Annotated in this window: 13 protein-coding genes; 11 read left to right on the plus strand and 2 right to left on the minus strand. The window is 70.8% G+C overall.

Annotated elements, in window-relative coordinates:
- The 11 genes from ABZ873_RS21170 to ABZ873_RS21220 form a co-directional block, all read left to right on the plus strand.
- Positions 1–1,046 (plus strand): ATP-binding protein (locus tag ABZ873_RS21170; RefSeq protein WP_360874178.1); only part of this gene is annotated, 1,046 nt, incomplete at its 5' end.
- 50 nt (positions 1,047–1,096) lie between these two features.
- Entirely contained in the window at positions 1,097–1,645 is a 549-nt protein-coding gene (locus tag ABZ873_RS21175; RefSeq protein ID WP_360874181.1) for a hypothetical protein, read from the plus strand.
- A 61-nt stretch (positions 1,646–1,706) separates the two neighbouring features.
- Positions 1,707–4,049: a hypothetical protein gene (locus ABZ873_RS21180; protein WP_360874183.1), complete on the plus strand. Its 2,343-nt coding sequence runs from the start codon at positions 1,707–1,709 to the stop codon at positions 4,047–4,049.
- A gap of 18 nt (positions 4,050–4,067) precedes the next feature.
- Positions 4,068–4,691 carry a hypothetical protein gene (locus ABZ873_RS21185; protein ID WP_360874186.1) on the plus strand — a complete coding sequence of 208 codons (624 nt, stop codon included), beginning with the start codon at positions 4,068–4,070 and terminating at the stop codon, positions 4,689–4,691.
- Positions 4,692–4,714: 23 nt separating this feature from the next.
- Positions 4,715–5,320 (plus strand): hypothetical protein, encoded by a 606-nt coding sequence (locus ABZ873_RS21190; protein WP_360874189.1) that lies wholly within the window; start codon positions 4,715–4,717, stop codon positions 5,318–5,320.
- 28 nt (positions 5,321–5,348) lie between these two features.
- Positions 5,349–5,975, plus strand: coding sequence for a hypothetical protein (locus tag ABZ873_RS21195; protein WP_360874192.1), 627 nt, complete (start codon positions 5,349–5,351; stop codon positions 5,973–5,975).
- 132 nt (positions 5,976–6,107) lie between these two features.
- Positions 6,108–6,737, plus strand: a complete 630-nt coding sequence (locus ABZ873_RS21200; RefSeq protein WP_360874195.1) for a hypothetical protein — start codon at positions 6,108–6,110, stop codon at positions 6,735–6,737.
- Complete coding sequence (locus tag ABZ873_RS21205; RefSeq protein WP_360874198.1) at positions 6,734–7,792, plus strand: hypothetical protein; 1,059 nt, start codon at positions 6,734–6,736, stop codon at positions 7,790–7,792. Before ABZ873_RS21200 ends, ABZ873_RS21205 begins: the two co-directional genes overlap by 4 nt.
- Entirely contained in the window at positions 7,789–8,400 is a 612-nt protein-coding gene (locus ABZ873_RS21210; protein WP_360874201.1) for a hypothetical protein, read from the plus strand. Before ABZ873_RS21205 ends, ABZ873_RS21210 begins: the two co-directional genes overlap by 4 nt.
- A gap of 125 nt (positions 8,401–8,525) precedes the next feature.
- The gene (locus ABZ873_RS21215; protein WP_360874203.1) at positions 8,526–10,097 is read left to right on the plus strand and encodes a WhiB family transcriptional regulator; all 1,572 of its coding nucleotides are present in this window, start codon (positions 8,526–8,528) and stop codon (positions 10,095–10,097) included.
- A 14-nt stretch (positions 10,098–10,111) separates the two neighbouring features.
- Positions 10,112–10,351, plus strand: a complete 240-nt coding sequence (locus tag ABZ873_RS21220) for a hypothetical protein (RefSeq protein ID WP_360874206.1) — start codon at positions 10,112–10,114, stop codon at positions 10,349–10,351.
- A 68-nt stretch (positions 10,352–10,419) separates the two neighbouring features.
- Here the strand turns inward: ABZ873_RS21220 and ABZ873_RS21225 are convergent, their stop codons facing one another.
- Together ABZ873_RS21225 and ABZ873_RS21230 are read right to left on the minus strand one after the other, a co-directional pair.
- Positions 10,420–11,199 (minus strand): ABC transporter permease, encoded by a 780-nt coding sequence (locus ABZ873_RS21225; RefSeq protein ID WP_360874209.1) that lies wholly within the window; start codon positions 11,197–11,199, stop codon positions 10,420–10,422.
- Positions 11,192–11,968, minus strand: coding sequence for an ATP-binding cassette domain-containing protein (locus ABZ873_RS21230; protein ID WP_360874211.1), 777 nt, complete (start codon positions 11,966–11,968; stop codon positions 11,192–11,194). Before ABZ873_RS21230 ends, ABZ873_RS21225 begins: the two co-directional genes overlap by 8 nt.
- Positions 11,969–11,982 lie beyond the last annotated feature (14 nt).

The following is an 11,982-nucleotide window of genomic DNA, read 5'->3' on the forward strand; positions in this document are numbered from 1 at the left end:
TGCCCTCGGGCCGGCTGCTCGCAGAATCGATGCTGCGGGGCTTCCTCGGCGACGAGGACTACCAGCGCGTCCGCCTGCCCGTCATCGAGGCCATGGCCACCGTGGTGGGCTGGTACAACTCCGCCATCCGGCAGGCCACCGAGCAGGGGCTGACCGCGCGGGAGGCCGAGGAGAAGGTGCCGCGGCCGACGCTGTGGCAGGTCGTCGACGAGGTCGTGAGCGCCTACGACCACGCGGTGGCCACCGGCGACCGCGAGGCCGTCAAGGACCTCAAGCTCGCCCAGATGCTCCTCACCGAGCTGCGGACCCTGCCGTACGCGCGCCTGGCCTTCGCGGAGAGCCCGAAGACGCTGTCCGCGATGCGCAAGCGCCGTACGGTCATCACCCTGCGCGGCTTCCAGTCCCCGTCCTCCTCGGACCCGCGCAACTGGAACCCGGCGGAGCGGCTGGCGGCGACGGCGCTGATGGCGGTCGTGGAGCTGGGCAGCCAGATGCTCGACGTGGGCTACGAGAAGAACCCGGTGACGGGGGAGATCGGCCTGCGGCCCAAGGCGCTCTTCGTCGACGAGGCGTACGTCGTCACCGCCACGGAGAGCGGCCGCGACCTGATGCGGCGCGCCCTCAAGCAGGGCCGCTCGTACCTGGCGGTGACCGTCCTGATCACGCAGCAGGCCATCGACCTGGTCCAGATCGAGGACTCCGAGGCCCGCAGCGGTGGCGCCAACCAGATCCACACGGTGTTCGCGTTCAAGCAGAAGTCGGCGCAGGAGGCGTCGATGGTGGCGCCGCTGCTGGGCCGCCCCGACAACGACGCGAAGGTCATCTCGGCCCTCCAGGAGCTCCGTACGGGTGTCTGCCTCCAGCGGGACGTGGACAAGCGGGTGGGGACGGTCGCGGTGGACCTGGTCTTCCAGGAGATCCTCGCCGCCACGGACACCAACGGCACGACCCGCCCCGGCCGCCAGGCCGTCGATCCGCCGCTGAGCGTGTGGGACTGGACCTTCATGCAGGAGGCGGCCCAGGCGGCGGAGGCGGCGGCGGGCTGAGCGAGGCCCGTCCAGACCATTTCGAACGCGGTACCGAAGGAGACACCACCATGCGCCTGACCAAGACCCTCACCGCCGCGGCGGCCCTCATAGCCCTCACGGCCCTCACGGGCTGCGGGGACGGCGAGGGCGCGCTCGACGAGGGAATCGGCGGGAAGAAGCTGCCGAAGGCGAAGGACGTCGCCGCGATGGAGCGCTTCGTCAACACGTACACCGTGTGCAAGGACCTGGAGACGGAGGCGACGGCGGGCGAGGCCGCCAAGGACGCGTTCGCCAAGATGCCTGCGGGCGGGGTGAAGGAGCGGGCGTTCTGCGAGGCCGAGCGTGGTGAGCCGATCGTCCTGCTGACCGTCTCGGACATGAAGAAGTTCCAGAAGGGCCTCAAGGAGAAGGTGGCTGCCGGCCAGTACGGCGGCGCCCTGGTCGGCGCGGACTTCGCCGTGGTGCCCGAGGCCACGGTGACCACGCGCGCGCTCAAGTCCTCGGGGCTGCTGATCCTCTCGTGCATGCCGGACTTCAACAGCAAGATCCCGAGCGGTTACACCAAGCGCGAGGGCGGCGTCGAGGGCTGCGTGATGACGGACTACTTCCCCGTGTAGTCCGCGTCGCCGCGCCAAGGCCCCGCCCACCCGTCCGTCGTGGAACTCCAGAAGGAAGCTGATGTCCGTGCGCCGTAGCGCCAAATCACGTGGAGACCTCTCCGCCCGTCCCTCGCCCCGCGCACGGGCGAAGGCGGCCGGGCGCGCGGTACGGGTCGGCGTGTTCCTGCTGCTCGCGCTGTTCTCGCTGTCCATGGCCGTGCCCAACTCGGCGCAGGCGATCGACTTCGCCTGCTCCTTCACGGGCGACGACAACTACCAGATGGACAACCCGGGCCACATCGAGGAGGTCTTCCCCTCCGTCAAGCAGTGGGACGACAAGCGGGGCAAGAACCTCAACGACACCACGGGCTTCCTGGACGGGCCGGCCGATCTGCCGCAGGACGCCAAGAACTACACGATGTACGAGCTCGCGGGCATGCGTGGTCTCAACTGGTCGATGACCATGCGCGGTGTGGGGGACGCCTCCCAGGACTCGGGCTTCCTGGGGATGAACGCCAACGGCGCCGACCACTGCTCGATCATGAACTTCATCAACAACGGCCTGGCCGACACGGTCTTCGACCTGACCAAGCTGCTGACCCGCGCCTCCATCTCCATCAAGGAGTACGCCTCCAACCCCAGCCCGCTCTCCGGTCTGTACGAGGGGCGCAACAACGCGGTCGACACGCTCAAGGACAACCTCTTCATCCCGGCCGTGCCGGTCCTGATCACGCTGACCGGCATCTGGGTCTTCGGTAAGTGGCGCAAGAACGAGATGCGCGAGGCGTGGTCGGGCGTCGGCTGGGCGGCGCTGACCACCATCGCCGTGGTGGTCATGCTCACCGGCGGCAACTACCAGAAGGTCATCAACGAGGCGGACTCCGGGATCGCGCAGGCCAACTCCCTGCTCAGCGAAGCGGTGCTCAGCGGCCTCTCCGGGACCATGCAGCCCCCCTGCGACCTGCCGCAGGGTGCCAAGAACCGCGGCGTGCGGGTCAACAGCTGCGCCATGTACGACACGCTGCTCTTCCGGCCCTGGGCCCTCGGGCAGTTCGGCGAGCCCGGCAGCGCGTGCATCTTCCGCAAGGAGAAGGGCGAGGTCCGCGAGGGCGAGTGCCTTCCGAAGAGCAGGGACGACAAGTGCACATGGGGCACGCCGGGCACCGCCCGCTGCGAGGACCTGCGCATACGCCAGCTCGTGGCCCAGGCCCGGACCAACAAGGAGATCGGCGAGGACCTCGACAAGTACAACGACGACTGGGTCCCCATCCGGTACGACATGGCGGGCGGCAAGGGCGCCAACCACGACAAGGGCGACTACTTCATCTATCCGGTCTCCTTCAACGAATGGGCCGGCCACAACGCCGGTGACCGGCTCGGGATCGCCTTCTACTCGGTGTTCGCCGCGCTGATCGTCGGTGTGATGGTGATCGTGCTCAGCGCGCTCACGCTGCTGTGGCACGCTGTGACCCTGATCATGATCATCATGCTTCCGCTGATCGCGACCCTGGGTATCCATCCGTCCCAGCAGAAGCTGCTCAAGGGCTGGCTGGAGACCTTCATCCACAGCTTCGTGCTGCGCGCGGGCTTCGGTGTCATCCTCACGGTGCTGCTGGTGCTCTACCAGATGATCCTGCCCGCCCGGATCTCGCTCGGCATGCAGCTCCTGATGCTGCTGCTGGTCACGATCGCCGTCGTGATGATGCTCAAGAAGCTGCTCTCGGGCAGCTACAGCCCGAAGATCGCGGGGGCGGAGGACGCCCTCGGCGTCGGGGACATGGCGAACTCGCTGAGCAGCAAGCTCGGTGCGCAGGGCCAGCGCCTCGCGGGCAACGCGGCCGCCGGTACGGCCAGGGCGGCGGGCCGGGTCACCGGGCGGGCCGCGGGCAACACCGGGCGGGGCCTGGACAAGGTCGCGAACGGCGGGAAGCTCCAGAAGGGCGGCTGGATCGCGCCGAGCAACACCAAGCGGGGCCAGCGCAAGAACGCGCAGATGAGCGCCGAGCTCCAGAAGCACAACTACGACCAGATGAAGAAGCAGCAGGACCAGGGCGGGGACCAGGAGGAGGTGCCCACCACCACCACCGAGCCGGCGCCGCGCCGCCGCAGCGGACGGGTCAGCGCCTCCCAGGCGCCCGCGCCGCAGCAGGGTCCGGCGCCCGCGACGCAGCCGCAGCCGGGCCCCGCGCCCGCCCCGGTGCCCCAGCAGGCCCCGGCTCCGCCGCCGGTGCAGCAGCCCGCGCCGCGGCAGCCCGGACGGGTCGGCATCGTCGACGGTCCGGCGGCCCGGCCCCCCGCGCCGCGGCCTCCGCAGCCGCAGCCGTACCAGCAGCCGCCGGCTCCGCAGGCTCCGCCGCGCCAGGCCCCGCCGCACCAGCCCCCGCCGCCGCGCGACGGCAGCGGCGGCCGGATATCCCAGTAGGAAGCGAAGCGCTGAAACATGGCCAGTGTCATCACCGACCACCCGCCGCAGCGGCTCGCGGCCGAACTGGCTGAGCTGCTGCGCGTGGACTGGCGCACCGTATGGTCCGGGCTCCCGGAGGGGGAGGCGGAGCTCGCCGCCTGGTGCGCGGGCTCCGGCTGGACGCCGCTGTGGCCCCAGTCGGGCCTGTGGGTACGCACCCCCGCCGGCGGCCGCCTGCACCTGGCCGCCGCCGGGGGCCCGGGGCGGCCGGTGACGCGCGCCTCGTACACCGCGTGGAAGGTCACGGCGGACACGCCCGCCCAGGACGCGGAGGTCCTGGCGGTCGCCCTCGACCGCTACACGGCCCACCTCACCCAGCTGGCCACCGCGCTGGGCGCCCCGGGCTGGGAGGGCGCCTGGGACAGCCCGGACTTCCCGGAACCCCCGGCCCCGGGCCGCTGGGCCTCCGCCGCGGACCGCCTGGAGCACAGGTCCCCGTACCGCCTCGCGCAGTGGCGCTACGCGAACCCCCTCGCCCCGGTCATCGCCCTCACCCTGAACCACCGCCCGGGCGGCTACGCGGGCGGCGCCACCCTCACCCTCACCTTCCACGGCCCGCCGGACCCCGCCCCGGCAACCGGCCCGGGCTGGCTCCTGTGACCGGCCCGGCCTTCGAACCACCGGTGGACCGGACGCCGCAGGAACTGACCACCGAGCTGCGGGGCCTGCTGACCGTGGACTGGGAGACGGTGTGGGCCGGTCCGCCGCTGCCGGGTCAGGGCCTGGACGAGTGGTGCGCCCAGTTCGACTGGACGCCGACGCAGTTCGAGTACGTCCTGAACGTGGTGACCGACACCGGCGGCGACCTGGAGCTGAATGCCCTGGGCGGGAGCTGGGCCCCCGTACAGAGTGTTTCCCACTGGCTGTGGGGGGCGGTGGCGATCGACGGACGGAGCCACAACCCGTCCGTCCTCGCCGAAGCCGACCGCGTATGGCCCCTCTACCGTGACGCCGCTTCCTCTGTACTGGGCGCACCGGCGTGGGAGGGGGCCTGGGACTCCGAGTCCTTCCCGGAGGAGTTGGGCGAGTACGCGATCCCCCAGGAGGCGGACCGGATCGAGGAGAAGGATCCGTATCACATGGCCTCTTGGGAGCTTTCCGGTCCTGGGGGCGCGCTGGTCAGCCTGCGCATCACTCCCAGTGTGGGTACTGCCAGCGGGTCGGGAGTCGGAGCCGTCAACTTGGATCTCGACGTCTTCCCGCGGAGCCTGAAAGGCAGTCGGGTGTGATGCGTGAAACGGGCGAGGAGACGGTGAAATGAGTACCCCCGCCGGACCGCCGGTGGACCGGACGCCGCAGGAGCTGGTCGCTGAGCTGCGGGGGCTGGTGGGTGTGGAGTGGGAGACCGTTTGGGCCGGGCCGCCGTTGCCGGGACAGGGGCTGGACATGTGGTGTGCCCAGTTCGGATGGACGCCGACGCAGTTCGAGTACGTGCTGAATGTGCGGACGGACACCGGGGGCGAGCACGTGCTGAACGCGCGGGGTGGGAGCTGGCGGCCCGTGCAGAGCCTTTCCCACTGGGTGTGGGGAGCGTCGGCGGAGACGCCGGAGGGGAATCCCGAGGTGCTGGCCGAGGCCGATCGGGTGTGGCCCGTGTACCGGGACGCCGTGTCGTCGGTGCTGGGGGGTCCCGCGTGGGAGGGAGCCTGGGATTCGTCGTTCTTTCCTGGTGCGCTCGGTGAATACGCGATTCCCAAGGTGTCCGATCGGATCGAGGAGAAGGACCCGTACCGCATGGCCTATTGGGAACTGCACGCGTCAGCGGGCTCCCTGGTGAGTCTGCGTATCACTCCGGCGTTGGGTACTGCGGACGGCTCCGACGCCGGAGTGGTCAACATGAGCCTGCAGGTCTGTCCACGGCCGCTGGAGGCCGGGTGGCGGTGAGGCCGGAGGTGAGGGTGGAACGGAGGATGGGACGATCACCTCTACCTAGCTGGGGTCAGCTGATCGCGGTCCCGTCGGCGGCCGGCGCCGGCCGACTGGTGTGACGTAGGACAACGAGAGAGAGAAAGAGCTATGGGTACCCCTTTCGAACCGCCGGTGGACCGGACCCCGCAGGAGTTGGCCGCCGAGCTGCGAGGTCTGGTGGGCGTGGACTGGGAGACGGTGTGGAACGGGCCTCCGCTTCCGGGTCAGGGGCTGGACATGTGGTGTGCGCAGTTCGGGTGGACGCCGACGCAGTTCGAGTACGTCCTGAACGTGCGGACCGATGCGGGCGGCTTGCTGGTCCTGAACGCTACGGGTGGCAGCTGGGCGCCGGTTCGGAGTGTTTCCCACGGGGTCTGGGGTGACGTCTCGGTCAACGGCCAGGAACACAATGCGGAGGTGCTGGCCGAAGCCGACCGGGTATGGCCGCTCTACCGCGATGCGGCCTCCTCGGTGTTGGGCGAACCGGTCTGGGAGGGTGCCTGGAACTCCGCTTCTTTCCCGGCGGAGCTCGGTGAGTACGCGATCCCCCAGGAGACCGACCGGATGGAGGAGAAGGACCCATATCGCATGGCCTACTGGGAACTTGCCGGGACGGCGAAGACGCTGGTCAGTCTGCGCATCACACCCGGCCTGGGTACCGCCACCGGGTCGAGTATCGGAGTCGTCAACATGGACCTTCAGGTATATCCGCGTCCGCTTGAGGCCGGACGGCGATGAGCCCGGAACCGATACCGGAGGAGGTCGAGCGCGGGGCCGTTCAGCGGGCGCACAACCGTGAGGAGGCAGCCCGTGAGGCCAGGCGCAATCCGAAAGCCGTTGCGCTTCGTGTCGCCCTCGCGGCCGAGGAGGCAGGGTTCGAGGACATACTCGTGGCCGATTCCAAGATCGTGATCTCCAAGGAGAGGCAGTACATCGACAGCCTGGCCGGGGACAAGGCGAAGCTCACTCCACCTGAGGGGTCAAAGCCGATCAGTGCCTTCTGGTCGTTTGGCATGAGGCACGAGGACGCACCGCTGAACGACTGGGAGAAGCCGATCCCCTTCCTGTCCCAGCGCTTCATCGCAGAAGAGTGGGCGGCTGAGCAGAACCAGGCTGTTCCCGGTTCCGCGCAGACGCTGGAGACGACCCGGGGAGGGCATGAGCTCGACGAGATGTTCCTCTGGGAACCGGAAGTCATCAGCGCACTCGGTGGCGCGAGGAGGGGCTTTCACCCCGGCTACGCCAAGGAGACCTGGGCCAAGATCTCCGAGACCTATGCCGGGCTTGCCGAAGGGCGGGCCGTCGTGTTCGGGCAGGATGCCAATACGCGGTCGATTCTGCATCAGCAGGAGTCGGGGGAGTTGTGCAAGAACTCCAAGGTCGGGCTGCACAATATTCACTTCGCCTATGAGTCCAACGCCGAGTGGCCCGAGGTGACCCGGGCCGAGGCGGGGACGGATGCGGTGCGGGCTGTGGCGCAGTTCGACAATCCGGCGTTGCCCCGGTACATCGACCCCAAGGGGTTTGCGGAGCTTCCGCCCGAGGAGCGGAAGGCGCAGATCGACGGGATTGTGGAGGAGGTCGCTCCGGGGCAGGGGGCGGCCGCGGCTGTGGAGGCGCCGGAGCGGCAGGCCGGGCCGAAGAAGTTGCCCGCGCCGTTGTGGCAGCTGGGGTTCAAGCAGACGGGGACCATCAAGCCCGCTGTAACTGCTGAGCCTGTGGGGGTTGGTGGGGCGGCGGCTGTGCCCGCTGTGGTGAGTCGTGAGGCTGCGGCCGGGATGGAGGGGCCGTGATCTCCCGACCTTCTCGTGAGTCCGTTCTGCGGTTCCTGAGGCAGGAGCGGGACGACGCGTGGGCCGTGCGGCTGTTGCGCCGGATCGTTTTTGCGGTGGCCGGGGCTTATACGTTGTTTGCTCTTGCTTCCACCAGCATGGCGTCCTTTGTGACGGTCTCCGGGCTTGTGGTGCTGGCGGTGTTGCTGTGGCTGATGCGGCGGCGGGGGCAGTTGTTGCTTGCGCTGGCGTCGACCCTCGTGACCGCCGCCGTCGCCGGGTACTTCGGGGCCGCCGGGGAGATCGCCGGGGGTTCGGCCAGTGGGATGCTGAGCGGGCAGGCCGTGTTCGGGTACTGGGCGCTGTCCGCGATGGCGCTGCTGGGGGCCTGGATTCCGAAGAACCATCCCGGGCGGCGCGGGGTGACCGTGGTGATCGCCGACATGCTGCTCGTCGTGGCTTCCGCCGCCGGGACGGTGCTGCCCGGGGCTTCCGTGGCGATGGGGTTCGTCGGGCTGGCCGTGGTGCTGGTCGCGCGCGGGGGTGGGATCGCGGCCGTACGGAGGCGGTTCGGGCGGGCGGGGCGGGAATCGCGACGCACCGTGCCGGGCGCCGAGACGGACGGTTAGTTGACTGATGGACCATCACCGTCTTTATCGTGCATACACATCCGTGCTTATGAGACAACTTTGCGAACGTCAATCCGCGTGTTCTAGAGTCCCCCGAGTCATGATCGCCTCGGGGGAGAGTCTTCATGGTCACGACAGTGCGTACGGCGCCGCCCACAGCAGTGCAGGCGGCCGGTACTTCCATCCTTCTGCCCTGCCAGCGCAGGCCGGACATCTTCGGCCAGCCGCTGCTGGCCAACCCACCCGTCGGCCGGGTCGCCGGGCCGCCGCTCCAGACGCGCAGACGCCAGGCACTCACCCACGCGGCGAGGCAGCTCTGCTCCTCCTGCCCGCTGTGGGCGGAGTGCCTGAGGGAAGCGGTCGCGCGCTCCGACCCCGGTGGTTATGCCGCCGGGACCACCCCGCAGGACCGGCGGTGGATCCGCCGGCGGATCGGGATCGGGGACGCGCAGGGGCGGCTCGCGCCGCCACCGGAGGCGGGCGGGCGCCCGCCGGGCGTCGAGGACGTCCTCGTCCTGCGGGGGTTCCAGGCGCTCCAGGAGCACTGGGCGAACCGGCCCGTCCTCGCGTCGGCGGGCGGCCAGGCGGGCGGCCAGCCGGGCAGCCACGTGAACGGCCAGACGAACGGCCACACGGGCAGCCAGATCAACGGCCACGCAAACGGCCAGATCAACGGCCAGATCAACGGCCAGATCAACGGCCAGGCCATCGGCCCGGCCAACGGCCAGGCGAACGGCAGGGCACACCGCCCGGCGGCACTCGGCGAGCCGCCGCAGGTCGGTCAACAGCAGGTCGGTCAACAGCAGGTCAACACACACGAGGTATCGATGGCGGCCCCGGCAGGCGAACGGATCGGCTTCTCGCTGGACGATCCGGCCCGCGCCATACAGAAGGCCGTGCTCGGCCCCGTACTCCGCTCCGTGCTGCCGACGCTCGAAGTCACCGGGCAGATCGCGGCGATGCTGGTACGCATGCCCTCGGCCGGCATCGGGCCGGAGCTCTGCGACGCCCTCGCGGGGGCGCGCCGGAGCCTGGAGGCGTGGCGCAGCGCGTCCGGCGACGATCTCACCGGTCTGCCGGAGACGAGCGGGCTCACCGGGTCCGTGAGCGTCGAACTCGCCACCAGTGACCCGCTCTCCGCACTCCGGCAGGACATCTTCGAGCCGCTGCTGCACCGGCTCGCCGAATCGATTCGCCGGATCGAGGTGCTGACGGCCGTACTGAGCACCCCGTCGGACTCCCACGGCGACGCCGAGGCGGCCACCGAGACCCCCTACGGGCCCGAACTCGCCGCCGTGCACGCCTCCCTGGGTGTCCTCGCCGCGCACATCGACCAGTACGCCGCCGGCTCCGCGCGCAGCGCCGCGTACGCCGACCGCCTCCAGGGAGCGCCGGGCCCGCACGACACCCGGCTGCGGCCCGTGCCGGACCTGGCCCCCGGCGGCGGGCTGCCCTTCACCCCGCTGCCGCCGCTCAGTCTGCGGCGGGCCGTGGAGGAGGCGGTGTCCTCCTTCCCGGGGCCGTTCACGGCCCGCGACGTGCTGCTGTCCCTGCCCCGCGGGGCCTACGGGGACGCCGCCAAGTCCGTCAGCAACGCCCTCTCCGCCCTGGCCAGGTCGGGCCGCCTGCTGCGCGTCTCCCGCGGTACCTATGCCGTGGCCTCACCCTCCGGCGGCGCGTTCGCCGCGAGCTCATGAAAGGCTTCCGCATCATGCAGCCCCCGTACTCGGTCGCCGAGGTCCGCGTCTTCTCGCACAGCGCCGGCCTGGTCGACGGCGTCCCCGTGACCGCCCCGCCCTACGTCGACATCCAGGAGGTCGTCATCTCGATCCTCCAGCAGCGCGCCCAGCAGACGGGCGGCCCGACCGCCGCGACCATCAGCGACGACCGGTACGGCGGCGCGATCCGGATCCTGGTGCACCCGGACGGCACCACCGAGTCCGCCGACTGACGCGCCGCGCCCGCACGCGGGGAACCCCCGGGCCGCCCGGCCCGGGGGTTCGTCGCGTACCGGCGGCATCAGACGTCGCGGCGGGCGAACAGGCGCTGGGCCAGCAGGGCCAGGGCCGCGCACCAGGCGACCAGGAGGAGCAGGCCGTACGGTGCGTCCAGCGCGGTCGGCAGCGTCAGCCGGTCGCCGAGCACCGCCAGCTGTGCCCCGTCGGGCAGGAGACGGCCCACCTTCGGGAACTGCCCCAGCACCATCAGCTGGCCGAGGGTCCCCCACATCACCAGCCCGATCACCGCCACCAGCTGGTTGCGCACGGCGAAACCGATCGCGGCGCCCCACGGCCCGGCCAGCGCGCAGACGCCGATCACGGCGGCCGCGAGCTGCCAGGTGCGGCCGTCCAGGACCAGCGCGGCGTCCTGCGCGGAGAAGGCGGCCGTGCCGACGGCCAGGGCGGTCAGCACCGAGACCAGCCCGTAGAAGATCCCCACCAGGCCCGCGACCAGCAGCTTCGCGCCGACCACCGCGCCGCGCCCCGGGGCGTAGAGCACGCTGCGGCCGATCGAGCCGGACTTGAACTCGCCCGTGACCAGCAGGGCGCCGAAGAGCGAGGCGAACAGGGTCGCGGAAGCGGCGAGGTTCATCACGCGGTGGGAGACCTCGGCGGCGTTCGCGGCGAGGTCCGCCTCGGCGTAGACCGTGCCGAGCTGGCCGAGCACGCCGAAGGCCAGGGCGGTCAGCAGCAGCCCGGGCAGGGCGGCGCCGGACCGGGCCCGCAGGATTTCGGCCGCGACCTGGTGCTTGAAGGTGCTGGAAGTGCTCATGGAGGAGTGGACATCGGTGTCAGGCACGGGATGCCTCCCTAGGGGACGGGGCGCCCGCGGCGGCACCGTCGACGAGCTCGAAGTAGGCGTCCTCCAGCCGGCCGTCACCCCGCCGGACCAGGTCCTGGAGGGTGCCGGTGAAGAGGACCGAGCGGCGCAGCACGACGATGTCGTCCACGCTCTGCTCGACCTCCGACAGCATGTGGCTGGCCATGAGGACCGTCCGGCCCTCGGCGGCGGACCGCTCGACCAGTCGGCGCATCCAGCGGATGCCGTCCGGGTCGAGACCGTTCAACGGCTCGTCCAGAATGAGGAGTTCCGGGTCCGGCAGCAGGGCCACGGCCAGCGCGAGGCGCTGGCGCATGCCGGTGGAGCAGGCGCCGATGCGCCGTCGCGTCGCGCTGCCCTCCAGCCCGACCTGCGCGAGTACCTCGTCGACCCGGGAGGCGGGCAGGCCGAGCGCGACGGCGGAGATCTGGAGCTGCCGCCGTACGGTCATCCGCGGCGGGAAGCCGACGGAGTCCATGACGACGCCGATCCGTCGGCTGCTCCGGGGCGCCGTGCCGGGCTCCGCGCCCAGCACCCGCGCACTGCCGGTGTCGGGGCGGGCCAGGCCCAGCAGGATCCGCAGCAGGGTGCTCTTGCCCGCGCCGTTCGGGCCGAGGAGGCCGGTGACCTTGCCCGGCCGCAGCTCGAAGGAGACGTCCTGGAGGGCCTGGTGGTCGCCGAAGCGCTTGCTGATGCCGGACAGGGCGACGCTGGCGCCGCCCGCCCGGTCCGGGTGTTCCCTGCTCACGGATCTTCTTCCTG

The sequence above is a fragment of the Streptomyces sp. NPDC047014 genome (genome assembly GCF_040644195.1).
Lineage (GTDB): Bacteria > Actinomycetota > Actinomycetes > Streptomycetales > Streptomycetaceae > Streptomyces.